Genomic DNA, 23,707 nt, shown 5'->3' with positions numbered 1-23,707 from the left:
GCCATTGGCGGCGCAGGCCTGGAACAGCTGCTGGGCATTGGCGGTGCCGGGCAGCGACAGATTCAGCGTGCGCGCTCCCTCCAGCGCCAGGTTGAGATCCTTCTGGTGCAGCTTGATCTTGAAGCCGGGCTCGAAGGTCCGCTTGATCATGCGCTCGCCATGGACATCGAGAATCTTCGACTGGGCCAGGCCACCGAGCAGTGACTCGCGCACCTTGGCCACGTCGGCACCGGCCCTGGAGGCGAACAACAACCCTTCGGACACCGCCTCTATGGTAAGGGCGACGACAATCTGGTTGGCCACCTTGCAGGTCTGGCCGGCACCGTGGCCACCGATATGAGTGATGGTCTTGCCCAGCGCCTCGAGGATCGGCGTGGCGCGCCGAAACCCCTCATCGGTGGCACCGACCATGATGGTCAGGGTGGCGTTGATGGCACCGCCCTCGCCGCCGGAGACCGGGGCGTCGACATACTCCCCGCCTGCCTCGGTGATGCGCCTGGCGAACTCCTGGGTCGGGATCGGCGCAATGGAGCTCATGTCGATCACCAGGGTGCCGGGCTTGAGGCCCTCGATCACGCCACCTTCGCCGAACAGTACCTCCTCGACGTCGGGGGTGTCCGGGACCATGGTGATGATCACCTCCGAGGCCTCGGCGACCGCCTTGGGATCGGCCAGCTCCTGCATGCCCCTGGAGGCCAGGGTCTCGTCCAGGGTGCCGCGCTTGACGGTGGTCAGTTCATGGCCGGCATCCAGCAGATGGCCCGCCATGGGACGGCCCATGATGCCCAGTCCGATAAAACCGATCTTGCTCATGATATCTCTCCTGTCACGTGAAGTGCTGATACTGGATCTAGAGTGTTTTCTGTTTGGAAACGTCGCTCAAGACACCAGGGATGAGCGCCGGGGCCAAGACAGAGCGAGGGTCCTACGCCAAGGATGGCGTCGGTAGCGCCCAGGGAAGGGTTCACAGCGCCCTCGCGGCGTCTTGGCGCCGGAAAAGCTCATCCCGACCGGAAGCCAGCGGCCATTTCAGCCGCGAACCCCGTCCAGCCAGCCCAGGCCTTCCTGGGTACCCGCCTTGGGCTTGTACTCGCAGCCGATCCAGCCCTCATAGCCGAGACGCTCGAGATGGGCGAACAGGAAGGAGTAGTGGATCTCTCCGGTGCCCGGCTCGTGGCGGCCGGGATTGTCGGCCAGCTGCACATGGGCGATGCGCGCGAGGTTCGCCTCGATGGTCGGGGCCAGATCCCCTTCCATGATCTGCATGTGATAGATGTCGTACTGCAGCTTCAGGTTGTTCGAGCCCACCTCGTCGAACAGCGCCAGCGCCTGGGCGGTGCGGTTGAGGAAGAAGCCCGGGATGTCGCGGGTGTTGATCGGCTCGGCGACCAGCAGGATGCCCTCGGCCTCGAGCTTCTCGGCGGCGAAGCGCAGGTTCTCGATCAGGGTCTGGCGCGCCTGGTCGTCGCCGACGCCCTCGGGCTTGATGCCGGCCAGGCAGTTGACCTGGGTATTGCCCAGCATCCTGGCGTAGGCGATCGCCTGGTCGACACCCTTGCGGAACTCCTCGACGCGCCCCGGGTGGCAGGCGATGCCGCGCTCACCCGCGTCCCAGTCGCCGGCCGGCAGGTTGAACAGCACCTGGGTCAGGCCGTTGTCGTCGAGGCGCTTCCTGATCTCGGCGGCCTCGAAGTCATACGGAAAGAGGTACTCCACGCCCTTGAAGCCGGCCTTGGCGGCGGCCTCGAAGCGGTCGAGGAAGTCGACCTCGGTGAACAGCATGCTGAGATTGGCGGCAAACTTGGTCATGTGCATCTCCCTGTCTCTTTTCGTGTGGTTCGGCGATATTGCCGGAGCGCCCGCCGCCGCTCCCCATCGGCGACGAGACTAGTGTTCCTTAACGCAGCGCGGCGATGGAGCTCGGCGCGTCGGCGACGTTCTCGGCCAGCGCCTCGAACTCGTTGATGCCGGCCAGGTCGGTGCCCATGGCGATGTTGGTCACCCGCTCGAGGATGACCTCGACCACCACCGGCACGCGATGCTCCTTCATCAGCTCCCGGGCCTCGGCGAAGGCCGGCGCGATCCGGTCGGGCTCGGTGACGCGGATCGCCTTGCAGCCCAGCCCCTCGACAACCGAGACGTGATCCACGCCGTAGCCGTTGATCTCCGGGCAGTTGATGTTCTCGAAGGCGAGCTGAACCTGGTAGTCCATCTCGAAGCCGCGCTGGGCCTGGCGAATCAGCCCCAGGTAGGAGTTGTTCACCACCACGTGGAGGTAGGGCAGGTTGAACTGCGCCCCGACCGCCAGCTCCTCGATCATGAACTGGAAGTCATAGTCGCCGGAGAGCGCGACGATCTCGGTGTCCGGGTCGGCGCGACGCACGCCCAGGGCGGCCGGGATGGTCCAGCCCAGCGGGCCCGCCTGACCGCAGTTGATCCAGTGGCGCGGTTTGTAGACATGCAGGAACTGCGCGCCGGCGATCTGCGAGAGGCCGATGGTGCTGACGTAGCGGGTGTTCTTGCCGAACGCCTTGTTCATCTCCTCGTAGACGCGCTGGGGCTTGACCGGCACGTCGTCGAAGTGGGTCTTGCGCAGCAGGGTGCGCTTGCGCTCCTGACACGCCTCGGCCCAGGCGTTGCGCTCCTTGAGCTTGCCCGCGGCCTGCCACTCGCGGGCCACCTCGATGAACAGCTCGAGCGCCGCCCTGGCGTCGGAGACGATGCCGTAATCTGGGCCGAAGATGCGCCCGATCTGGGTCGGCTCGATGTCCACGTGGACGAACTTGCGGCCCTCGGTATAGGTCTCGAGCGTGCCGGTGTGACGGTTCGCCCAGCGGTTGCCGATGCCCATCACGAAGTCGGACTCGAGCAGGGTCGCGTTGCCGTAGCGGTGCGAGGTCTGCAGGCCGACCATGCCCGCCATCAGCTCGTGATCATCCGGAATGGCGCCCCAGCCCATCAGGGTCGGGATCACCGGCACCCCGGTCAGCTCGGCGAACTCGGTGAGCAGGTCGCCGGCATTGGCGTTGATGATGCCGCCCCCGGCCACCAGCAGCGGCTTGTCGGCCTCGTTGAGCATGCCCAGCGCCTTCTCCACCTGGGCGCGGCTGGCGGCCGGCTTGTAGGCGGGCAGCGACTCGTAGGTGTCCGGGTCGAACTCGATCTCGGTCATCTGCACGTCGATGGGCAGGTCGAGCAGCACCGGTCCCGGACGCGAGCTGCGCATGATCTGGAAGGCCTGCTGGAAGGCGCGCGGCACCTGGGCCGGCTCCTGCACGGTGATGGCCCACTTGGTGACGGGGCCGGCGATGGCCTGGATGTCCACCGCCTGGAAGTCCTCCTTGTGCAGCTTGCCGGTCGGTGCCTGACCGGTGATGCACAGGATCGGGATGGAGTCTGCGGAAGCGGAGTAGAGACCGGTGATCATGTCGGTGCCGGCCGGGCCGGAGGTGCCGATGCACACGCCGATGTTGCCGGCCTCGGCGCGGGTGTAGCCCTCGGCCATGTGCGAGGCGCCCTCGACATGGCGCGCCAGAATATGGTCCACCCCACCGATCCGACGCATTGCGGCGTAGAAGGGGTTGATGGCGGCGCCTGGCACGCCGAAGGCAACATCGACCCCTTCCTTCTTGAGTACATGGACAGCGGCTTCCGCGGCGGTCATCCGAGGCATGGCGGCTTACTCCTGTGAACATTTATTTTTATGGAAAATCATTCTGCATAATGAGAATAGACACCTACCCTTAGATCCGCCAGTTTTTTTGGAATTATTTTCCAAACTTTTTATACATCCAAAAAAGCCTCAATGAATCAGATCATTGAGGCTTTTCAAGTAGAAATCTTCTTCAAGAATCCAGTCACGCAGACATCTTCGTGCACAAGACACCGAGGCACTGCCTTGTCACCAGATGACTGCTGTACCGATTCTCAACGGCGCTGGCTGTAGGGCAGCGCCATGTGACGGTTGACGTCCTTGTACAGCAGATAGCGGAAGGGCCCCGGGCCACCCGCATAGCAGGCCTGCGGGCAGAAGGCGCGCAGCCACATGTAGTCGCCGGCCTCGACCTCGACCCACTGCTGGTTGAGGTGATAGACCGCCTTGCCCTCGAGCACGTAGAGACCGTGCTCCATGACGTGGGTCTCGTCGAAGGGGATCACGCCGCCGGGCTGGAAGGTGACGACGGTCACGTGCATGTCGTGGCGCAGGTCGTCCGGGTCGACGAAGCGGGTGGTGGCCCACACCTCGTTGCAGTCGGGCATCACGGTCGGCGTGATGTCGTTCTCGTTGACCACGAAGGCCTCCGGCACGTCGATGCCGTCGACATACTCGTAGGCCTTGCGGATCCAGTGGAAGCGCACCGGGGCGTCGGTCTCGTTGCGCAGCTGCCAGTCGCAGCCGGGCGGCAGGAAGGCGTAGCCACCGGGCACCATGCGATGCTTCTCGCCTTCGATGGTCAGCGTCATCTCGCCCTCCACCACGAACAGCACCCCCTCGGCACCGGCATCACTCTCCGGCCGCTCGCTGCCGCCACCCGGGGAGACCTCCATGATGTACTGGGAGAAGGTCTCGGCGAAGCCGGAGAGCGGACGCGACAGCACCCACAGGCGGGTGTTGTCCCAGTGGGGCAGCTTGCTGGTGACGATGTCGCGCATCACCCCCTTGGGAATCACCGCAAAGGCCTCGGTGAACATGGCGCGGTCGGTGGTCATCACCTTCTGGCTCGGATGACCGCCCTGGGGGGCATAGTACTGGCGAGAGGACTGATGCGGCTGACTCATGAGGTGGACTCCTGTTCGCTTTCGGTCGGCGTGACGGCCTCGCCCTGCGGCAGGGTCACGCGGATGTCGATGGGGTACTCGTCGCAGTTGTTGCCCTCGCCGCCGCGATCGACCACCAGGAACTCGCCCTCGCGCTCGAGCACCGACTGGATGGCGTGCCATGCCCCGGCGCGGTAGTTGACGCCCTGGCGACCATCGGTGACGAAGGCGCGCACGCTGTCGGGCTCGATGGTGTCGCCGGGGGGCGCCACCACCACGATGAAGCGCTCCTCATGCATCGGCACGAAGGCCTGGCTGCCCAGGGGGTGGCGTTCGAGAAACGGCAGCTCGAGCGGCAGCTCGACGGGCTGACTGACGAAGATGCTGATCAGTGCCCGGGCCCCCTCCCCCAGGGTCTCGATCCTGGCCAGGTCGTGATAGCGCCGAGTGCGGCCGGCGTTGATGGGAAAAGAGTCCGACGTTCGCGTATCGATCACCTCGCCGAAGGGCGCGAAGGCCTCGGGAGTGAGGGGCTGGGCCTCGAGTTCAAGCATGCTGGCTCCTGTAGACGGCAGGTCGGGTAGGCGGCGCACCGCCCACCTCTCGGGTTCGGGGATGACACCGGATCAGGGCGCGGGATGGTGCTCCGCCCAGTGGCGGGCGATATCCACACGCCGCGTCACCCAGACCCGCTCGTGGGCCTCGATATGATCCAGGAAGCGCTGCAGGGCGCGGAAGCGTCCCGGGCGTCCCAGCAGGCGGCAGTGCATGCCTACCGAAAGCATCTTCGGCGACTCCTCCCCCTCGGCATACAACACGTCGAAGGCATCACGCAGGTAGGTGAAGAAGTGGTCGGCGGTGTTGAACCCCTGGGGCGCGGCGAAGCGCATGTCGTTGGTGTCCAGGGTGTAGGGCACGACCAGATGGTCATGCTCGACGCCCTGAGTGTCCTTCTCGCGGGTCCAGAACGGCAGGTCGTCGCCATAGTAGTCACTGTCGTAGAGGAAGCCCCCCTCGTCGAGCACCAGCCGACGGGTATTGGGACTGTCACGGCCGGTATACCAGCCAAGCGGCTTCTCGCCGTAGAGCGACTGGAAGATATCGACGGCACGCCGCATGTGCTCGCGCTCGACCTCCTCGGAAACCTCCTGGTAGTGAATCCAGCGATAGCCATGACAGGCGACCTCGTGACCCAGCTCCTTGAAGGCATGGGCCACCTCGGGGTGGCGCTCCAGGGCCATGGCGACGCCGAAAACGGTCAGCGGCAGGCCGCGACGCTCGAACTCGCGCAGGATGCGCCACACCCCGGCCCGCGAGCCGTACTCATAGATTGACTCCATGCTCAGGTGGCGGTCCGCATAGCTGGCCGCGCCGATGATCTCCGAGAGGAACTGCTCGGACCCTTCGTCGCCATGCAGCACACAGTTCTCGCCGCCCTCCTCGTAGTTGAGCACGAACTGCACGGCGATTCGGGCATTGCCGGGCCAGTTGGCGTGGGGCGGGGTGCGGCCATAGCCGATCAGGTCGCGAGGGTAGTGGGAGGCGGAGGCATGGGTCATGGCGAAGTGTCCTGATTGTTATGGGAGCGGCGATCCCGACGATGCGGCCTGCTCCCGTGTATACAAAAACAAAAATAATGTGTCTCCAGGGCAACTTCAAGCCGTAGACGCCCCCGAAATTGAATACAAAAAGCTATACAAATTGGCGACATCCTATGAAGCAAGGCACCCTGTTAGACCAATGTCGGGTATCCATCAGGCCGGGGAAAACGGCGAAAAATGGCTTGAAAGCCGCGCCACAGGCGGGCTGAAGGCCCACGGCGGGATGACAAGGATCCGCGTTGCTTCCAGAACAAAATGACTCTACTTTGTGTACAAACAGGACAAAGACACGGAACTCCTCCATGAACCTGCATATCATCAATCCCAATACAACCGCCGGCATGACCGAGACCATCGGCGAAGCGGCCCGCAGGGTCAGTGCCCCGGATACCCGAATCGTCGCCACTCAACCCTCCCACGGCCCGGTCTCCATCGAGAGCCACTTCGACGAGGCCATCAGCGTCGTGGGGGTGCTCGAGGAGATACTGAACGGTGAAAAGGATGGCGCCGACGCCTACATCATTGCCTGCTTCGGCGACCCGGGCCTGCTCGCCGCCCGGGAACTGACCCAGGCACCGGTGATCGGTATCGCCGAGGCGGCCTTTCATATGGCAACGCTGATCAGCACTCGTTTCTCCGTCGTTACCACGCTGGCGCGCACCGGCATCATCGCCGAGCATCTGCTTGACCAGTATGGCTTCTCCCACCACTGCCGCCGGGTACGGGCCGCCGAGATACCGGTACTCGACCTGGAGAACGATGGTGACGCCGCCCTCACCCGCATCATCGAGGAGTGCCGACGCGCCCGCGACGAAGACCAGATCGGCGCTATCGTTCTGGGCTGTGGCGGCATGGCCGATCTGACCGACACCATCAGCCGCGAGGTCGGCCTGCCGGTCGTCGAGGGCGTTACCGCCGCCGTCAAGCTGGCCGAGGCCCTGACCGGCCTGGGGCTTGGCACCAGCAAGCATGGCGACCTGGCCTTCCCACGCCCGAAACCCTTCAGCGGGCGCGACGAGGGCTTCTCGAACCTGCAACCGACACGCCGATAGGCGCTTGACGCGCCCTGAACACCGACATGTGAGAGCTCATCTGGCGCTCACCACACCGCAAGCCCTCCTGACGGATGCGCAAAGATAACCACAACGCACTTGCGAGGACATCAGCATGAGCAACCCGACCACCTACAGCGACGCGGCTCGAGCGGCCGCTCCCCAACCCGCGGGCAGCGACGCTCACAAGGCGCCGGGCCAGGAATCCCTGGCCCCCCAGCAGACCCGAATCATGGGACGCGCCTCCTACTTCCTGGCCTGGTTCGGCGGCTGCGTCTCCATCGGCACCTTCGCCATGGGCTCGAGCGTTGTCGGCACCCTGAACCTGGTTCAGGCGACACTCGCCATCGCCATTGGCTGCTTCGTGATCGGCATCGCCCTGGCACTGAACGGTGCCGCCGGCTACAAGTACGGCATTCCCTTCATGGTGCAGGCGCGTAGTGCCTTCGGCTTCACCGGCACAAGATTGCCGGGACTGGTACGCGCCGTGCCGGCGGTGGTGTGGTACGGCTTCCAGAGCTGGATCGGCGCCGGGGCGTTGAACATGGTGTCGACCACGCTGTTTGGCTTCGACAACCTGGTGTTCTACTTCATCACCTTCCAGCTGTTGCAGATCGCTCTCTCGGTGATGGGCTTCCAGGGTATCAAGTGGCTGGAGAATATCGGCAGCGCCTTCATCCTCGCCTCCCTGATGTACATGTTCTACGCCACCGTGCAGCGTTACGGTGATGAGCTCTCCACAAGCCTTCTGACCATGGAAGGTTCCTGGGGCATGCCCTTCTGGGGCGCCACCATGCTGTTCCTGGGCATCTACAGCACCATGATGCTCAACGTCAGCGACTACGCCCGAGAACACAGGCGTGGGACCGGCGCCGGGCTTCTGACCACCATCTACGCCATGTCAATCCTGCCCTGCACCCTGTTCATGGGCCTGATCGGCTACATGGTGTCCGAGGCTACGGGAACCGCCGACCCGATCCAGGTATTTACCAACGCTGTCGACAACACGCCGCTGCTGATGGCCACCCTGCTGTTTATCGCCTTCGCCCAGGTCACCACCAATGTGCTCAACAATGTGGTGCCGCCCACCTATGTCCTCATGGACGTCTTCAAGATCAAGTTCAAGATCGCTACCGTGATCGTCGGCCTGCTCGCCTTCGCCACCTTCCCGTGGAAACTGGTTCAGCCAGACTCCGCCGATGGCCTGCAGCTCTTCGTTCAGACCTACTCCGCCTTCCTCGGCCCGATCTTCGCCATCCTGGTGGTGGACTACTTCCTGATCCGGCGTCGCACCCTGGACCTCGACAAGCTGTATAACGAGACCGGGCCCTATCGGGGCGTCAACCCGGCCGCCCTGATCGCCACCGCCACAGGCATCATCGCCGCGCTGAGCTTCTCGTCAATATCCTGGTACGCGAGCCTGATCCCCGCGGGCATCACCTACTACCTCTTGATGAAGAACTGGGCACCCTGCCAGCGATTCTGTCAGTAAGGCACCTGCAGATCAGGCTCCCCTGACCACGAACCCGGCCTTACCTGGCAGTAAGGCCCGTCAATACAGCGAGACCAGAAGGCTTCACACATGACTCACATGTCCGACCAAGAGCTGAAGATCCGGCATATCGACCCCAGCCTCTACAACAAGGACCTGGCCCCCATCAAGAAGGCCGATCGCAGCTGGGGCTGGTTTGAAATCTTCAACGTCTGGTCGAACGACATCCAGAGCCTGTTCGGTTACACCCTGGCTGCCTCGCTGTTCATCTCCTACGGCCTCAACGGCTGGGCGGTGATGGCAGCGATCGTTCTCGCCGGCTTTGTGGTAATGCTGCTGGTCAACCTGAGCGGCAAGCCCAGCGTCAAGTATGGTGTCCCCTTTCCGGTGATGATTCGTGCCAGCATGGGAGTTCGCGGGGCCAACTTCCCCGCCATGCTGCGCGCCATCACCGGCATCTTCTGGTACGGCGTCCAGACCTATTTCGCCTCAACGGCGGTCTCTCTGCTGCTCACATCGCTATTCGGCAACCCCGGCGGCGAGTGGCTGGGCATGTCGGCCCTGGACTGGCTCTCCTTCGTGATCGTCTGGGCCTTCCAGATCGCCCTGTTCTGGCAGGGCATCGAACGTATCAAGCACTTCCTCAACTGGGCCGGGCCGCTGGTCTATGTGGTGATGATCGCGCTGATGATCATCGTGTGGGTGCGCGCTGGCAGCGACCTGCTGCCGGCAGTCGATACCATCTTCCGCGGCAGCAGCGACTATAACGGCAGTGCAATCGGTGCCTTCCTGGCGATTACCGGTACGATGATCGCCTACTTTGCAGCGGTGGTGATCAACTTCGGCGACTTCACCCGCTTCGTGAAGAGCGAGAAGCAGATGAAACTCGGCAACCTGGTAGGCCTGCCACTCAATGTCGCCTTCTTCTCCTTCATCGCCCTGATCATCACCGCCGGCACCCTGGCGCTGTTCGGCGAAACCATGACCAATCCATCGGACATCATCGCCCACGTTGACTCACTGCCACTGACCATCATCGCAGCGATAACCTTCTTCGCCGCCACCGTAGGCATCAATCTGGTGGCCAACTTCATTCCGCCGGCCTATGACCTGGCCAACCTGTTTCCACGCTATATCAGCTTCCGCATTGGCGGGCTGATCACCGCCGTGGTGGCCTTCTTCGTCGGTGGCCTCTGGGTATCGGTGATCAGCCAGGTCGGCATCTCGGGGTTCGTGAATGCCGTTGGCGCCATCGTTGCACCCTTCTACGGCATCATCGTGGTGGATTACTACCTGATTCGACGCCAGCGGCTCAACATTCAGGAGATGTTCTCCGCGGCTCCCGATAGTGCCTACTACTATCTCAAGGGGTGGAACAAGCGTGCCATCTGGGCTTTCCTGCTCTCCGCGCTGTTCTCGATCTCTTCGGTATGGGTGCCGGCTCTCGAGGCTCTTGGCGGTTACGCCTGGCTGATCGGTGCCGCACTGGGGGGGATCTTCTACTACTGTCTGATGCGGCGGCAGAAAGTGCCGTCTCTCGATCCTCTCACCTCTCCCGCCTCTCTCTAGGCAAGCCCCCCCACCGCCCACCTCGACATGCAACGGCCGCCTGACAGGCGGCCGTTGCATGTCGAAGCCGAGCCTTTGTCGAGCCGTGCCTTCAGCCAGCGAAGATGCGCTGCAGGTCGGGCGTTTCCTCCTCCTCCTCGGTAATCGACAGGGACTCCTCGATCGCCTTGAGGTGGCGACTCATGAACGCCGCGGCACGCTCGCCACTCTTCTCCTGCAGGTAGCCGATCAGATCCTCGTGGTCATGCGTCTCACACCCCAGATGACCAGGCTTGCCATAGACCGCCAGAATCAACGAGGAGCGAAAGCAGAGCCGCTCGACGAAATCGGCCAGGGTGGCATTGCCGGCGAGACGCGCCAGCCGCGTATGGAAATCAGCCGAATAACGAATCGCCGCACTATGCTCGCCCTTTCGCAGGGCCCGCTGCTCCTTGTCGGAGATCTCGCGCAATGCATGAACGCTCTCCTCGTCGATGCGCCGTGCCACCTCGGGCATCAGTCCGCACTCCACCATCTGGCGTGCCTCGAACACCTCCCGAGCCTCCTCGGCGGTAGGCCGCGTGACGCTGGCTCCGCGTCGCGGTGTGAGGGTGACCAGCTGCTCCAGCGCCAGCCGCTGGAGGATCTTGCGGATTCCGGTGCGACTGACCCCAAATACTTCGGCTAGAGCATCCTCGCGCAGGCGCGCACCGGGCTTGAGCCTATGCTCGATGATGGCATCGCTGATCGCCCGGTGGATCGCCTCGTGACGTTCGGCCCCATCCCCGTTCTTGCCGCGACGCCCCCGGACCTCCTGACGCTGGTTCATGTGACCTGGCTCCCTGTGGTTGGCTATCCATATTGTATACGCAAAAACCGGGCAATTACGTCACTTGCTCGCCTACACACTGCCAGGTTGAAGAAGCCAACGGGAAGGCGAGTCAGCGGCATCGCACATGGGCTTACAGGTCATGGCGACCAGGCGGCGATGGTGGCGCGCTCCTCCTCGGTAATGCCGGTGATATTGCCCAGTGGCATGTAGCCGCTGGCAACGACCCCCTGGATCTTCTGCATTTGTTCCATGATCTGCTCGCCGGTGTCATAAGCCAGGCCCGCCGGCGGCGCATTGAAGCCAGGCTGGGTGGGGTCGCTGGCATGGCAGGCGACACAGCGAGACTCGATGATCGGCTGCACCTCGGAAAGCGATACGCTGGCGGACGCCTGGGCCTGTCCCGCACTGACACCGACGGTCGGCATGGCGACCCAGAAGGCGACGGCGATCAGGGCCGTTCCGGCGATCGGATAGGCCGGCTGGATCCTGCCGGCATGCATCAACACGAAGAACTGGCGAATCAGCGCGCCGGCGAAGATGAACAGCGACATGATCACCCACGCAGACTCGTGGGAGTAGGCGAAGGAGTAGTGGTTGCTGATCATCAGCAAGACCACCGGCAGCGTGAAGTAGGTGTTGTGCACCGAACGCTGCTTTCCGCGCTTGCCGTCAAGCGGATTGGGCGCTTCCCCGGCCTTCATCGCCTTCACCATGCGGCGCTGGCCCGGGATGATCCAGAAGAAGACGTTGGCCGACATGGCGGTGGCCATCACCGCGCCGGTCAACAGAAAGGCCGCCCGTCCCGAGAAGATCTGAGTACTCAGATAGGCAACCACCACCATCATCACCGCCACCGCGACACTGAGCAGACCATCGCGGGTCATGTCGGGGCTGATGCGCTTGCACAGCTCGTTGTAGACCACCCAGCCGCCAAGCAGGAACAACAGCGCCACCACATTGGCCTGCCAGCCACTCATGTTGGCGGCCCACTCCCAGCTGGCATTGGGATTGACCAGGTAGAAGCTGGGGTTGGCCATGTAGAGCAGGATGAACAGCGCGAAGCCCGACAGCCAGGTGGTGTAGGCCTTCCAGAATGACCAGTGAAGGTCCTCGGGCAGCTTGGCCGGCGCCGTGGCGTACTTCTGGTTATGGTAGAAGCCACCACCATGCACCGCCCACATCTCGCCGAACACCCCCTTGTCGCGATCCTCGGCGGCCTTGGGGGTACGTAGCCCATTATCCAGCATCACGAAATAGATCGATTCCCCGATCCAGGCAATCGCTGCGATGACATGTAGCCAGCGCAGCATGAAGTTTCCGAAGTCCAGCAGGTAGGCTTGCATAAGAGGCCTCGTCTAGCGTCTTGTTATGGGCTGTCGGCGAGAGGGCTTTCCTCAGCTACCGCGATAGGTGGAGTAGCCATAGGGCGAGAGCAGCAGTGGCACATGGTAGTGCGCATCGGCATCGGCCACGCCGAAGCGCAGCGGAATCACGTCGAGGAAGCGCGGCTCATCGGCCTCGACACCCTGAGCGCGCAGATAGTCCCCGGCATGGAAGACCAGCTCATACTGACCGGTGACGAACGCCTCACCATCGAGGATCGGATCGTCGCAGCGGCCATCGTCATTGGTCACCACTTCCTTGAGACGAGTGCGCCGCTCGCCCTCCAGCCGATAGACCTCTATGCGGATACCCTCGCCCGGGCATCCCTTGGCGGTGTCGAGTACGTGGGTGGTCAGGCGTCCCATGGTGATACTCCTTGGTGTCACTTCGTGAATTGTCGAGATAAGGGCCGGATTCGTTTGTTGATATCGGCTGCTCAGGGTTAACCTGAGAGCATGAAGACAGTTTTAGCCAGTTTAGGGGTACATTTCAAAATATTTTTTGTATACATTTAGTCGACACCCTCACGACAAGCTGCCTGGTCAATCGTCGTGACCCCCTGCCACACCCCGCCAAGGAGAATGACAATGAGCCACAACACCCTTACTCCGCCCCCAAGCCAGCTGGACAAGTCCGCCTTCGTGGCCGCCTACGGGGAGATCTACGAGCACTCTCCCTGGGTTGCCGAGCTGGCCTGGGAGCAGGGACTGAACACTGACCACGACTCGCCTGCAGGCCTGGCGAAGGCCATGGGTGAGGTACTGACCGACGCCTCCGCCGAACACCAGCTCGCGGTGATTCGCGCCCACCCTGACCTCGCCGGCAAGGCCGCCGTCGCCGGTGAGCTGACCGACGACTCGACCCGGGAGCAGGCTGGCGCCGGCCTGGATCAGTGCTCACCGGAGGAGATGGCACGCTTCGAGCGGCTCAACGAGGCCTACAAGGAGAAGTTCGGCTTTCCCTTCGTGATGGCCGTCAAGGGCAACGACCGTTATGCCATCCTGAACGCATTCGAGACTCGGCTCGAGAATGACCCCGCCGAGGAACGCCGCACCGCGGTGGAACAGATCAACCGCATCGCCCGCTTCCGCCTCGAGGCACGAGCCGAAGCCAACGCCTGACGCCTCTCCCGATCGACGGCTCCTCTCCCCGCCAATCAGCCAGACAAGGCGCCGGGCAACCGGCGCCCCATGCTTCGAACACGACACCGCCCGGCATCATGCCGGGCGGAAGCGTGGTACAGGCGTTACATCAATGGGCCTCGTCAGGTCAGCGATTGACGTGGGGCGCAGTACCGAGGGGGGCGTCACCCTCGGTATCGACATCCGTCAGCGGCTGAGCGTCAGGACCCTGCCCTGCAGCCTCGGCGTCGGCCCGAGCAATCTCTTCGCGCTCACGCCGCTCGTCGGCCAGTGATCGACTCGGCAGCACGATATTGAGCACGAAGGAGGTGATCGCCGCCACCACGATCGGCGCGCCCCCGATAACGTTCTGGACCATCTGCGGAAACTGCTCGATGGCCGCCGGCACCTGGGAGATGCCCAGGGCCAGGGCCAGGGAGAGGCCGACGATGGTCACGTTGCGGGCCGAAAGCTCATCCTTGATGAGCAGCTGGATGCCGGTCATGGTGATCATCCCGAACACCGTGACGGTAGCACCGCCCAGTACCGGATAGGGAATGGTGGTCATGATGGCGCTGAACTTGGGACTCAGGCCAGCGAGCACCATGAACAGGCCGGCGATGGCCAGCACCGATCGACTAATCACCTTGGTCATGGCGACGATGCCGACGTTCTGGCTGAAGGTGGAGGTCGGCAGTGCCGCGAACAGCGAGCTCAGGGCGGTGGTCAGGCCGTTGCCCAGCAGCCCGCCCGTCAGCTCCCTGGTCTTCAGCTCGCGGTTCATCCCCGCCACGCTGGTGGCGGAGAGATCACCGATGGTCTGTACCGAGTTGATCACGCAGATCACCACCATGGAGACGATCGCCGCCGAGTGAAACTCGAGCTGGAAGGGCATGAACTCCGGTACGGCCAGCCAGCGCGCTGCAGCCACCGAACTGAAGTCGACCATGCCCATCGGCAGCGCCACCGCATAGCCGACCAGGATACCGACGATGATCGCCGACAGCCGAACCACGCCGCGGCCAAACTGGGAGGCGCCCAGCACCGCCAGCAGGGTGATGATGCCCACCATCCAGTTGGCCAGGTCACCGAACCCTTCGGCGTTGACGTTGCCGCTGCCCGCCATGTAGCGAATGGCGATGTCGTAAAGTGACAGGCCGATCACCAGCACCACGGTGCCCGCCACGATCGGCGGAAACAGGTGGCGAATGTACTGAATGAAGTAACCGACCACCATCATGGTGATACCGCCGATCAGCTGGGCGCCGAGGATGCCCTCGATGCCGAACTGGCCACCCACGGCGATCAGGGTCGGTACATAGGCGAAGCCCACGCCGAAGATCGCCGGCATCCGAGCGCCGAACTTCCACACCCCGTAGAGATGGAACAGGGTGCAGAGACCCGAGGCGAGCACCGCCACCTGGATCAGCAGCAGCTTCTCCTGAGGCGTCGAGCCGACCACCCCGGCGATGATGATCGGCGGGGTGATCACGCCGGCGATCATCGCCAGCACGTGCTGCAGCGAGATGGGCAACGCCTTGTAGACCGGCGGCCGCCCTTGAAAGTCAAACAGCGAAGTATTGCGCGTCTTGGTTGTCATGGGGCTATCCGGGGCTGTTGTTGTATGACGTCAATGCATACCGCATGTCGATACCAATGACCACAGCAGTGTGGACTCTTTAAACATAAAGTTGTACACATTATTATCGTCTCGAGTCGCTTAGAGGTGCCACTCGAGCTGGAAGGTCGGCGCATCGGTATCCACCTCATCCTTGCCGTGGTTGCCGAACTTGTTACGCCAGTACTCGTAACCCACCCCGGCCCACAGCTGGTTCGCCTCGCCCCAGGCCAGCTGGCCGACGTCGAGCATGAGTGAGGTGCGCATCAACTGCTCGGGGTCGGTATCGTTGCCCTGATAGTCCTCTCCCTTCTCGCCGTTATAGTTGTAGAACCCCTGGAACTTCAGCGGCAGCGGGCCGGCCACGAAAGGCACTCCCCAGGCCAGGTTGATCTGGTAGTAGGGGTCGAACTCGATCTCGTTGACGTCGCAGAAGCTCGCGCCGCAGTGGTTCCACTCATGGGCGTAGAAGAGGCTCAGGTCGACGAACCCCTTGGGCACGTCGAACTTCAGCGTCGGCCCTACCACCAGCAGGCGCTTGCGCGGTGCGAAGTCGGTGTTCTTGGTGTTGAGGTCGAAGCCACCGGTCAACGCCACGTCCTTGATCGGCCCGAAAGCCGCTGGCTCGCCGGTGAGCTTGCCGAGCTGCAGCTGGTGGCGATAGGTCAGATAGGCCTCGGTGGCACCGCTATCGCCGCCGCTGACCGGGTCGGCGCTGTCGGACTGCAGCACGTCAAGATTAAGAAAGTTCTGACCGAGCGAGTAACCGCTGACATGGGTGAACTGCAGCACGTGTTTTTCGATGTCACGAGGGTTGCCCGGCTCGGTGAACTGGGTGCCATGGCGATAGCCGATGAAGGTATCGCTCCAGGTTGTCGCCTGGGCATTACCGGCGACGAGACTGGCAAGCAGCAGGCCGGCGCTCAGACGGGGCCTGGGGATGCACTCCTGCATAAGAGGGCTCTCCATTTGTTGTGGTTATTGGATACACTGAACTAAGATCAGTGTTCACAGAATAGACCATAAAACTGTATACGAAAAACCCCTCTTCTCCGGCCGATGCTTGATCGACCTTGCCAACACATTCCCTGGAGTCAGGGACCGCAAGCCCGCGGGGGGGCCCCATGACATGGGGGTATCACCTCGGGAACCACTAGACTGAGGAATGGTAGCCGCCAGGAGGATCATCCATGTTTCAACACCGACGTGACGCCGCCGAACGCCTGGCCACGAGGCTCAGCCACCTGCATGGCCTCCACCCGCTGGTGCTGGCCATTCCCCGCGGCGGGGTGCCCATGGGGCGGGTCATCGCCGACGCCCTGCAGGGGGAGCTAGACGTGGTGCTGGTGCGCAAGATCGGTGCACCGGGCAATCCGGAGTACGCCATCGGCGCGGTCAGTGAGGATGGCAGCGTGCACCTGGAGGAGGAGGCACGGCACTGCCGGGAGGAGTGGCTGGCCGGTGCGATTGCCCGCCAGCGGGAGTTGATCGAGGAGCGCCGCCGGCGTTACACCCCGGTGCGCAGCCCCATCGAACCGACGGGGCGCACCCTGGTGGTGGTGGATGACGGCAGCGCCACCGGCGCGACCATGGCCGCGGCGCTGGCGACCCTTCGCCAGCGCCATCCCGCACGCCTGATCGCCGCCCTGGGCGTGGCGCCGCCCGACACCGTGGCGCGGCTGGAAACGCTGGCCGACGAGGTGATCTGTATCGGGGTGCCCGGGCACTTCGCCGCCGTGGGCCAGTTCTTTACCGATTTCGATCAGGTCAGCGACGACGAGGTGGTGGCCCTGCTTGCCGCCGACGATGACGGTACGTCAGCCACGCCCTGACCCACCGTCGATGCGGGCCGCCTCAGCGATAGGCACCCTCGATGTCGGTGATGCGCATGGCGTGCCGCCCCAGGCCACCATGCAGATCCAGCATGCGCTCGAGCCAGGCATGGACCGGATCGGCATTGGAGACCAGATCGGCGCTGGAAACGCAGCGCGCCCACATGAAGTTGCCGAACACCAGGTAGTCGGCCGCTGCCGGGGACGCTCCGTCGATGAATTCCGACTCCTTGAGCAGGCCGCGCAGGGGCTCGAGCGCCGCATCGAGCTGGGCGAGCCCCCTGGAGGGCGAGTGAAACTCCTCCAGCGTACGGCCGAAGCGCTTTTCACGCGTTTCGCGGAAGTAGTCCCGGTCATCGGGATGAATGGCATTGAGCAGATCCATGATGATCGTACGCAGCATGGCCGGTGCCAGGGTACGCTCGGCAAAATGCTTGAAGAAGCGGGCGCGTGCCGCGGCAAGGCCCTCACCGATCAGTGGTGCCTCCGGGTAAGTGCGGTCCAGGTAGCGCAGGATCTCATAGCTGTCGGTCACCACCGTTTCGCCATCGACCAGTACCGGCACCTTGTCATGGTCGGCGAACGCCAGGGCCTCCCGGTCGGTGAAGCGCCACGGCCGCGCCTCGACTTCCAGCCCCTTGTGAGCCAGGGCATATCGCACGCGCCAGCAGAATGGCGAGAAGCGCAGCTCCTCGTCGACACCACACAGGTCATACAGTACTCGAGACATACGAACCTCTCCTCAGCGTAAAGGGCAATCACCCGACGAAGTCTGCCAGGCTCCTGGCCCCGGTGTCAGGCCGCTCACCATGCTCACCCTCGGCGAGGCTGCTGTCCATTAGTCTAATAAACACTTGGGGCTTAACGCCCCCCGCCTCCTGCTGTTTTTTAAATTTCATTTTCTTATCAGTCGCTTAGCGATAAGGCGACGGATAGAGAAGTTATCGAAAGATTGGTCATACCAACTTTCCAGAGATGGAAAGCCTCTCCTTGACGCCGTAATGTCCGGCTGGCTGAACATTCGGCCGATCCCCTTTGGTCACAACAACGACTCCCGATCGAGGAACCCTATCCATGAATGACACCCTTCTCGCACTGCTGGCCTTCGCGCCCCTGGTGCTTGCCGGCGTGCTGCTCATCGGTCTGCGCATGGCGGCCAGGACCGCCATGCCGATCGTCTTCGTGGTCACCGCCATCATCGCCCTGTTTGCCTGGGAGATGACCGCCACCCGCGTCATGGCCTCTACCCTCCAGGGCCTGATGCTCACGGTATCGATCCTGTGGATCATCTTCGGTGCCATCCTGCTGCTCAACACCCTGAAGCATTCGGGCGGCATCAAGGCCATCCGCAACGGTTTCTCCGGCATCAGCCCCGATCGCCGCGTCCAGGCAATCATCGTCGCCTGGCTGTTCGGCTGCTTTATCGAGGGCGCCTCCGGCTTCGGCACCCCCGCCGCCGTCGCGGCCCCGCTGATGGTGGCACTCGGTTTCCCGGCGCTGGCCGCCGTGGTGGTGGGAATGATGATCCAGTCCACCCCGGTCTCCTTCGGTGCCGTCGGCACCCCCATCGTGGTGGGCGTCTCCGGTGGCCTGGACCGCACCGGCATTACCGAGACCCTCGAGGCCGGTGGGGCCAGCTGGATGGAGTACTTCCATCTGATCGCCGGTGAGGTCGCGGTGACCCACGGCATCGTCGGCATCCTGATGCCCTTGATCATGGTGGTTGTCATGGTGCGCTTCTTCGGTGCCAACCGCTCCTGGAGGGAGGGACTCTCCATCGCCCCCTTCGCTATCTTCGCCGGGATCAGCTTCGTGGTGCCCTACATGCTGGCCGGCGTGCTGCTGGGGCCGGAGTTCCCGTCGATGATCGGTGCCATGGTCGGCCTGGCCATCGTCGTGCCGGCCGCTCGCCGCGGCTTCCTGATCCCCAGCGACACCTGGGACTTTCCGGAGAGCAACGCCTGGCCCGACCACTGGATCGGCAAGCTCGAGATCAAGCTGGATGACGTCACCGGCAAGGCACCGGTCTCCACCCTGATGGGCTGGGTACCCTATGTGCTGCTGGCTGTGATCCTGGTCGCCTCGCGCACCATCGAACCCTTCAAGAGTGCGCTGACGTCGTTCTCCTTCGGCTGGAGCAATATCCTCGGCGAGGCGGGAGTCTCCGGCGCCATCCAGCCCCTCTACCTGCCGGGTGGCATCCTGCTGATGGTGGTGCTGCTCACCGCCCTGCTCCACCGCATGCGCATGGGCGAGATCAAGGCGGCCTTCGGCGAGTCCACCCGGACCATCCTCGGCGCCGGCTTCGTACTGATCTTCACCATTCCCATGGTACGGATCCTGATCAACTCGGGAGTCAATGCCGCCGATCTGGTCTCCATGCCGGTCGCCATGGCCCAGCTGGTGGCCAACAGCGTGGGCGATATCTACCCCTTCTTCGCCCCTGCCGTGGGCGCGCTGGGGGCCTTTATCGCCGGCTCCAACACGGTCTCCAACCTGATGCTGGCCGACTTCCAGTTCAATGTCGCCCAGCAGCTCGGCCTCTCCACCGCCTTCATGGTGGCCCTGCAGGCCGTGGGTGCCGCCGCGGGCAACATGATCGCGATTCACAACGTGGTCGCCGCCTCGGCCACGGTGGGCCTGCTCGGCCGCGAGGGCGAGACCATCCGCAAGACGATCCTGCCGACGATCTACTACCTCGTCGCCACCGGGATCATCGCGCTGCTCGCCTTCTATGTGCTGGGCATCGGCGATCCCCTGCTCGGCCTCGGCTGATCGAGCCTCATGCGCGCCAGCGCCCTCGGCACTGCCGGGGGCGCTGGCGTCTTGAGGCACTGGCCGAGCTGCGGTGACGACAGGCGAAGGGGTTACTCCCACCCCTCCAGCCGCATCGTCGATCGCTCCAGGCGCTCGTCCTCGGCCTCGATCTCGCGCAGGGCCTCGCCGATGCTGTTCAGGTGCTCCAGTGCCACACGACGGGCCAGCTGCGGCTTGCCCTTGACCACGGCATCATGCAGGCGCGCATGCTGGCGGTTGATCATCTCGCGGGGTTGCGGACGATGATAGAGATTCTTCACCGAGGCGAAGACCGAACTGAGCAGCAGCTCGGTCAGGTTCTGCAGGGTGTGTACCAGCACCGGGTTATGGGAGGCCTGGGAGATCGCCAGATGGAAGGCGTGGTCGAGCCTCGCCAGACGCTCCACATCGATGGGGTCGGCGCTCGCCACATAGTCGGCCATCTCCCGATAGCGCCGGGTGATCAGCACCCTGTCTGCCGGATTGCCGCGACTGGCGGCCAGCTGCGCCGATTCCCCCTCGAGCAGGGCTCGCACCTCGAGCAGGTCGAACAGGGTCCGCGGGTGGTCGCGAAACAGGTGCATCAACGGGCTCTGCTCGCGCGCCGGAAGCAGCGCGGCCACCGTGGAGCCACGGCCGTGACGGGTCTCGATGATGCCCTTGCTGCGCAGGATGCGCATCCCCTCGCGCAGCGAGGCGCGGGACACGCCCAGCCGCTCGCACAGCCGCCGCTCCGAGGGCAGCAGCTGGCCGGTACGGAAGATACCGTCCAGGATCAGCCGCTCGAGGCGCGCGGCCACCCCTTCCGGGGTGCGCTGTCCGCCGAGTGATTCCTCATGAGTCAACACCTTGGCCTCCTCCGATCAGACCAAAATCTGGTCTGACCAGTGCACCACAAGCTGGACAGCAGCGCCAGCGCTGCCAGGATAGGAGAGTGGTGAAGCACGCCGCAGGGCACGCCACGCACCCACGAGCCGCCATCCCGGACCTTCCACCTTGACGATACGTATGGGGAAACCCCGATGAATACACAGTACGACGCTCGGCTCGATGGCGAGCCACCCCTTCTTGACCAGGCCGAGGTTCTGGCCGACCTCCGCCAGGCACTGCCCGACATGGCCCTGCTGCATCGCGAGGAGGACCTGCGCCCCTTCGAGTGCGACGGCCTTTCCGCCTATCGCGCCCTGCCCATGCTGGTGGCGCTGCCCGAGACACTCACCCAGGTCGAGACCCTGCTCAAGCGCTGCCACGCCCTGGGCGTACCGGTGGTGACCCGCGGTGCCGGCACCGGCCTGTCGGGCGGCGCCCTGCCGCTTGCGCACGGGGTGCTGCTGGTGATGTCACGCTTCAGTCGTATCCTCGAGATCGACCCCGATGCGCGCACCGCGCGGGTGCAGCCCGGGGTACGCAACCTGGCGATCTCCGAGGCGGCAGCCCCCTACGGGCTCTATTACGCCCCGGACCCCTCCTCCCAGATCGCCTGCTCCATCGGCGGCAACGTGGCCGAGAATGCCGGCGGCGTGCACTGCCTCAAGTACGGCCTCACCGTGCACAACGTGATCAAGGTCGAGGTGCTGACCATCGAGGGCGAGCCCATGACCCTGGGCGCCGACGCCCTGGATGCTCCCGGCTTCGATCTGCTGGCCCTGTTCAACGGCTCCGAGGGCATGCTCGGCGTGGTCACCGAAATCACCGTCAAGCTGCTGCCCAAGCCCGAGAGCGCCAAGGTCCTGATGGCCAGCTTCGACGACATCGAGAAGGCCGGCGATGCCGTGGGTGCCATCATCGCCGCGGGCATCATTCCCGGGGGGCTGGAGATGATGGACAACCTGGCGATCCGCGCCGCCGAGGACTTCATCGGCGCCGGCTACCCGGTGGAGGCCGAGGCGATCCTGCTGTGTGAACTGGACGGTGTCGAGGCGGACGTGGACGACGACTGTCAGACCGTGCGCCGCGTGCTGGAGAAAGCCGGCGCGACCGGTATCCAGCAGGCCCGTGATGAAGCCGAGCGCGCGCTGTTCTGGGCCGGCCGCAAGAACGCCTTTCCCGCCGTGGGACGCATGTCGCCTGATTACTACTGCATGGATGGCACCATTCCTCGTCGCGAGCTGGCCCGCGTGCTCAAGGGCATCGGCGATCTCGGCGAGGAGTATGGCCTGCGTGTGGCCAACGTCTTCCACGCCGGCGACGGCAACATGCACCCGCTGATCCTGTTCGATGCCAACCAGCCCGGCGAATTCGAGCGGGCCGAGGCGCTCGGCAGCCGCATCCTCGAGCTCTGCGTCGAGGTGGGTGGCACCATCACCGGCGAGCATGGCGTGGGCCGCGAGAAGATTCATCAGATGTGCGTACAGTTCACTCCCTGCGAACTGGCCACCTTCCGCGCCGCCAAGGCGGCCTTCGATCCCAGAGAGCTGCTCAACCCGGGCAAGAACATCCCCACGCCGGCCCGCTGCTCCGAGTTCCGCCTGACCAAGAGCGCCGGCGATGCTCCCGCCCCGACCCAGGCCCCGAAGAGCCACGGCTGAGAGACACAAGACATGGTGACCATGAACGACACCCCGAGCCGCGACATTATCAACCACGATGCCAGCGAGGCGTTGGCCGAACGCATTCGCCGTGCCGAGGCGGAGGGCTCACCGCTACGCATCGTCGGCGGCGACACCAAGGCCTTCTACGGGCGTGAAGTGGAAGGAGAAGCCCTGTCCACCCGCGAGCACCGCGGCATCACCGAGTACGACCCGGTGGAGCTGATCGTCTCGGTACGCACCGGCACCCCGCTGCGCGAGCTGGAAAGCGTGCTGACGGCCAACGGCCAGATGCTGCCCTGCGAGCCCCCCCACTTCGGCGAGGAGGCCACCGTCGGCGGCATGATCGCCACCGGCCTCTCCGGCCCGCGCCGCCCCTGGGCGGGCAGCGTGCGCGACTTCGTGCTGGGCACCCGCATCATCACCCGCCAGGGCAGTGAACAGCGCTTCGGCGGGCAGGTGATGAAGAATGTCGCCGGCTACGACCTCTCGCGCCTGATGGTAGGCGCCCAGGGCACCCTGGGGCTGATCACCGAGGTCTCCATGAAGGTGCTGCCGCTGCCGGCGGCCACCCGCAGCCTGCACCTGGAGATGCCGCAGCAGGAAGCCCTGGAGAAGCTCGCCGAGTGGGGACGGGAACCCTTGCCGATTACCGCCGCCGCCTGGCTTGAAGGCGCCCTGCACCTGCGCCTCGAAGGGGGCCCCAGCTCGGTGGAAGCCACCGCAAGGCGCCTGGGGGGGGACGAACTCCTCGATGGCTTCTGGAAGGCCCTGCGGGAACAGCGGCTGGCGTTCTTCGGCGCCGAGAGTGCGCTCCCGATCTGGCGACTCTCGCTGCCACACCACACCCCGGCGCTCGAGCTGCCGGGCGTGTCACGCGAGAGCGATGTGCTCTACGACTGGGCCGGCACCCAGCGCTGGGTGCGCAGCGATGCCAGCCCCGAAGCGATGCGCGCGATCGCCAGCCAGGCCGGTGGCCATGCCACCCGCTGGGGTGGCCCGGGCGGCGCCCCCCAGGATGCCCCCTTCACGCCCCTCGCCCCGGTGGTCGAGAAATATCACCGCAATCTGAAGACGCAGCTGGACCCCCAGGGGATCTTCAACCCGGGCCGGCTCTACGCGGCATTCTGAGATACACGGAGAGAC

The 23,707-nt window shown here is 64.2% G+C and carries 22 protein-coding genes; 9 read left to right on the top strand and 13 right to left on the bottom strand.

Annotation, left to right across the window (positions count from 1 at the left end):
* From RM463_RS13900 to puuE, 6 genes are all read right to left on the bottom strand, one after another.
* Positions 1–813 (bottom strand): 2-hydroxy-3-oxopropionate reductase (locus tag RM463_RS13900; RefSeq protein WP_311430306.1); only part of this gene is annotated, 813 nt, incomplete at its 3' end.
* 216 nt (positions 814–1,029) lie between these two features.
* Entirely contained in the window at positions 1,030–1,809 is a 780-nt protein-coding gene (gene hyi, locus RM463_RS13895; protein WP_195689991.1) for a hydroxypyruvate isomerase, read from the bottom strand.
* Between the two features lie 88 nt (positions 1,810–1,897).
* Positions 1,898–3,673 carry a glyoxylate carboligase gene (gcl, locus tag RM463_RS13890; RefSeq protein ID WP_195689990.1) on the bottom strand — a complete coding sequence of 592 codons (1,776 nt, stop codon included), beginning with the start codon at positions 3,671–3,673 and terminating at the stop codon, positions 1,898–1,900.
* A 254-nt stretch (positions 3,674–3,927) separates the two neighbouring features.
* Positions 3,928–4,779, bottom strand: coding sequence for a bifunctional allantoicase/(S)-ureidoglycine aminohydrolase (locus RM463_RS13885; RefSeq protein ID WP_195689989.1), 852 nt, complete (start codon positions 4,777–4,779; stop codon positions 3,928–3,930).
* On the bottom strand, positions 4,776–5,312 hold the full coding sequence (locus tag RM463_RS13880; protein WP_195689988.1) for an ureidoglycolate lyase: 537 nt from the start codon (positions 5,310–5,312) through the stop codon (positions 4,776–4,778). Before RM463_RS13880 ends, RM463_RS13885 begins: the two co-directional genes overlap by 4 nt.
* Positions 5,313–5,384: 72 nt before the next feature.
* Complete coding sequence (gene puuE, locus RM463_RS13875) at positions 5,385–6,317, bottom strand: allantoinase PuuE (RefSeq protein ID WP_195689987.1); 933 nt, start codon at positions 6,315–6,317, stop codon at positions 5,385–5,387.
* Between puuE and RM463_RS13870 the strand changes: the two genes are divergently transcribed.
* The 4 genes from RM463_RS13870 (at position 6,316) to RM463_RS13855 (ending at position 10,472) form a co-directional block, all read left to right on the top strand.
* Positions 6,316–6,618, top strand: coding sequence for a hypothetical protein (locus tag RM463_RS13870; RefSeq protein WP_195689986.1), 303 nt, complete (start codon positions 6,316–6,318; stop codon positions 6,616–6,618). The two genes, puuE and RM463_RS13870, sit on opposite strands and share 2 nt — an antisense overlap.
* 43 nt (positions 6,619–6,661) lie before the next feature.
* Positions 6,662–7,411 carry an aspartate/glutamate racemase family protein gene (locus RM463_RS13865; protein ID WP_195689985.1) on the top strand — a complete coding sequence of 250 codons (750 nt, stop codon included), beginning with the start codon at positions 6,662–6,664 and terminating at the stop codon, positions 7,409–7,411.
* A gap of 115 nt (positions 7,412–7,526) precedes the next feature.
* On the top strand, positions 7,527–8,903 hold the full coding sequence (locus RM463_RS13860) for an NCS1 family transporter (RefSeq protein WP_195689984.1): 1,377 nt from the start codon (positions 7,527–7,529) through the stop codon (positions 8,901–8,903).
* A 99-nt stretch (positions 8,904–9,002) separates the two neighbouring features.
* The gene (locus tag RM463_RS13855; protein ID WP_195689983.1) at positions 9,003–10,472 is read left to right on the top strand and encodes an NCS1 family nucleobase:cation symporter-1; all 1,470 of its coding nucleotides are present in this window, start codon (positions 9,003–9,005) and stop codon (positions 10,470–10,472) included.
* A gap of 91 nt (positions 10,473–10,563) precedes the next feature.
* Here RM463_RS13855 and RM463_RS13850 read toward each other — a convergent pair whose 3' ends face one another.
* The 3 genes from RM463_RS13850 to uraH form a co-directional block, all read right to left on the bottom strand.
* On the bottom strand, positions 10,564–11,280 hold the full coding sequence (locus tag RM463_RS13850) for a GntR family transcriptional regulator (protein ID WP_132044401.1): 717 nt from the start codon (positions 11,278–11,280) through the stop codon (positions 10,564–10,566).
* 140 nt (positions 11,281–11,420) lie between these two features.
* Positions 11,421–12,626: a urate hydroxylase PuuD gene (locus RM463_RS13845; protein WP_195689982.1), complete on the bottom strand. Its 1,206-nt coding sequence runs from the start codon at positions 12,624–12,626 to the stop codon at positions 11,421–11,423.
* A 51-nt stretch (positions 12,627–12,677) separates the two neighbouring features.
* Positions 12,678–13,031 (bottom strand): hydroxyisourate hydrolase, encoded by a 354-nt coding sequence (gene uraH / locus RM463_RS13840; RefSeq protein WP_195689981.1) that lies wholly within the window; start codon positions 13,029–13,031, stop codon positions 12,678–12,680.
* 222 nt (positions 13,032–13,253) lie between these two features.
* On the opposite strand from uraH, the gene uraD reads away from it, so the two are divergent.
* The gene (gene uraD / locus RM463_RS13835) at positions 13,254–13,787 is read left to right on the top strand and encodes a 2-oxo-4-hydroxy-4-carboxy-5-ureidoimidazoline decarboxylase (protein WP_195689980.1); all 534 of its coding nucleotides are present in this window, start codon (positions 13,254–13,256) and stop codon (positions 13,785–13,787) included.
* 148 nt (positions 13,788–13,935) lie between these two features.
* Here uraD and RM463_RS13830 read toward each other — a convergent pair whose 3' ends face one another.
* Together RM463_RS13830 and RM463_RS13825 are read right to left on the bottom strand one after the other, a co-directional pair.
* On the bottom strand, positions 13,936–15,387 hold the full coding sequence (locus tag RM463_RS13830) for a uracil-xanthine permease family protein (RefSeq protein ID WP_195689979.1): 1,452 nt from the start codon (positions 15,385–15,387) through the stop codon (positions 13,936–13,938).
* Positions 15,388–15,507: 120 nt separating this feature from the next.
* Positions 15,508–16,359 (bottom strand): hypothetical protein, encoded by an 852-nt coding sequence (locus tag RM463_RS13825; protein WP_311430305.1) that lies wholly within the window; start codon positions 16,357–16,359, stop codon positions 15,508–15,510.
* 236 nt (positions 16,360–16,595) lie between these two features.
* On the opposite strand from RM463_RS13825, the gene RM463_RS13820 reads away from it, so the two are divergent.
* Entirely contained in the window at positions 16,596–17,237 is a 642-nt protein-coding gene (locus RM463_RS13820; protein WP_195689977.1) for a phosphoribosyltransferase, read from the top strand.
* Positions 17,238–17,259: 22 nt separating this feature from the next.
* On the opposite strand, the gene RM463_RS13815 is transcribed toward RM463_RS13820, so the two are convergent.
* Positions 17,260–17,967: a glutathione S-transferase N-terminal domain-containing protein gene (locus RM463_RS13815; RefSeq protein WP_132044413.1), complete on the bottom strand. Its 708-nt coding sequence runs from the start codon at positions 17,965–17,967 to the stop codon at positions 17,260–17,262.
* 344 nt (positions 17,968–18,311) lie between these two features.
* Here RM463_RS13815 and RM463_RS13810 point away from each other — a divergent pair, with 344 nt between their 5' ends.
* On the top strand, positions 18,312–20,012 hold the full coding sequence (locus RM463_RS13810) for an L-lactate permease (protein ID WP_195689976.1): 1,701 nt from the start codon (positions 18,312–18,314) through the stop codon (positions 20,010–20,012).
* A gap of 92 nt (positions 20,013–20,104) precedes the next feature.
* Here the strand turns inward: RM463_RS13810 and glcC are convergent, their stop codons facing one another.
* The gene (gene glcC, locus RM463_RS13805; RefSeq protein ID WP_205741929.1) at positions 20,105–20,881 is read right to left on the bottom strand and encodes a transcriptional regulator GlcC; all 777 of its coding nucleotides are present in this window, start codon (positions 20,879–20,881) and stop codon (positions 20,105–20,107) included.
* Between the two features lie 174 nt (positions 20,882–21,055).
* Here glcC and glcD point away from each other — a divergent pair, with 174 nt between their 5' ends.
* Complete coding sequence (gene glcD, locus RM463_RS13800) at positions 21,056–22,561, top strand: glycolate oxidase subunit GlcD (protein WP_195689975.1); 1,506 nt, start codon at positions 21,056–21,058, stop codon at positions 22,559–22,561.
* Positions 22,562–22,582: 21 nt separating this feature from the next.
* Positions 22,583–23,692, top strand: coding sequence for a glycolate oxidase subunit GlcE (gene glcE / locus RM463_RS13795; RefSeq protein WP_409228662.1), 1,110 nt, complete (start codon positions 22,583–22,585; stop codon positions 23,690–23,692).
* Positions 23,693–23,707 lie beyond the last annotated feature (15 nt).

Origin of the sequence: Halomonas sp. LES1, assembly GCF_031846005.1 — a bacterium.
Classification (GTDB): domain Bacteria; phylum Pseudomonadota; class Gammaproteobacteria; order Pseudomonadales; family Halomonadaceae; genus Halomonas.
The sequence above is the reverse complement of the archived record's forward strand: the minus strand, read 5'-3'. Positions and strand labels throughout refer to the sequence as shown.

Excerpts from the sequence above, each read along its gene's own strand:
- hyi (WP_195689991.1), bottom strand. The coding sequence starts at position 1,809 with ATGACCAAGTTTGCCGCCAATCTCAGCATGCTGTTCACCGAGGTCGAC.
- gcl (WP_195689990.1), bottom strand. The coding sequence starts at position 3,673 with ATGCCTCGGATGACCGCCGCGGAAGCCGCTGTCCATGTACTCAAGAAG.
- RM463_RS13885 (WP_195689989.1), bottom strand. The coding sequence starts at position 4,779 with ATGAGTCAGCCGCATCAGTCCTCTCGCCAGTACTATGCCCCCCAGGGC.
- RM463_RS13880 (WP_195689988.1), bottom strand. The coding sequence starts at position 5,312 with ATGCTTGAACTCGAGGCCCAGCCCCTCACTCCCGAGGCCTTCGCGCCC.
- RM463_RS13870 (WP_195689986.1), top strand. The coding sequence starts at position 6,316 with ATGGCGAAGTGTCCTGATTGTTATGGGAGCGGCGATCCCGACGATGCG.
- puuE (WP_195689987.1), bottom strand. The coding sequence starts at position 6,317 with ATGACCCATGCCTCCGCCTCCCACTACCCTCGCGACCTGATCGGCTAT.
- RM463_RS13865 (WP_195689985.1), top strand. The coding sequence starts at position 6,662 with ATGAACCTGCATATCATCAATCCCAATACAACCGCCGGCATGACCGAG.
- RM463_RS13860 (WP_195689984.1), top strand. The coding sequence starts at position 7,527 with ATGAGCAACCCGACCACCTACAGCGACGCGGCTCGAGCGGCCGCTCCC.
- RM463_RS13855 (WP_195689983.1), top strand. The coding sequence starts at position 9,003 with ATGTCCGACCAAGAGCTGAAGATCCGGCATATCGACCCCAGCCTCTAC.
- RM463_RS13850 (WP_132044401.1), bottom strand. The coding sequence starts at position 11,280 with ATGAACCAGCGTCAGGAGGTCCGGGGGCGTCGCGGCAAGAACGGGGAT.
- RM463_RS13845 (WP_195689982.1), bottom strand. The coding sequence starts at position 12,626 with ATGCAAGCCTACCTGCTGGACTTCGGAAACTTCATGCTGCGCTGGCTA.
- uraH (WP_195689981.1), bottom strand. The coding sequence starts at position 13,031 with ATGGGACGCCTGACCACCCACGTACTCGACACCGCCAAGGGATGCCCG.
- uraD (WP_195689980.1), top strand. The coding sequence starts at position 13,254 with ATGAGCCACAACACCCTTACTCCGCCCCCAAGCCAGCTGGACAAGTCC.
- RM463_RS13830 (WP_195689979.1), bottom strand. The coding sequence starts at position 15,387 with ATGACAACCAAGACGCGCAATACTTCGCTGTTTGACTTTCAAGGGCGG.
- RM463_RS13825 (WP_311430305.1), bottom strand. The coding sequence starts at position 16,359 with ATGCAGGAGTGCATCCCCAGGCCCCGTCTGAGCGCCGGCCTGCTGCTT.
- RM463_RS13820 (WP_195689977.1), top strand. The coding sequence starts at position 16,596 with ATGTTTCAACACCGACGTGACGCCGCCGAACGCCTGGCCACGAGGCTC.
- RM463_RS13815 (WP_132044413.1), bottom strand. The coding sequence starts at position 17,967 with ATGTCTCGAGTACTGTATGACCTGTGTGGTGTCGACGAGGAGCTGCGC.
- RM463_RS13810 (WP_195689976.1), top strand. The coding sequence starts at position 18,312 with ATGAATGACACCCTTCTCGCACTGCTGGCCTTCGCGCCCCTGGTGCTT.
- glcD (WP_195689975.1), top strand. The coding sequence starts at position 21,056 with ATGAATACACAGTACGACGCTCGGCTCGATGGCGAGCCACCCCTTCTT.
- glcE (WP_409228662.1), top strand. The coding sequence starts at position 22,583 with ATGAACGACACCCCGAGCCGCGACATTATCAACCACGATGCCAGCGAG.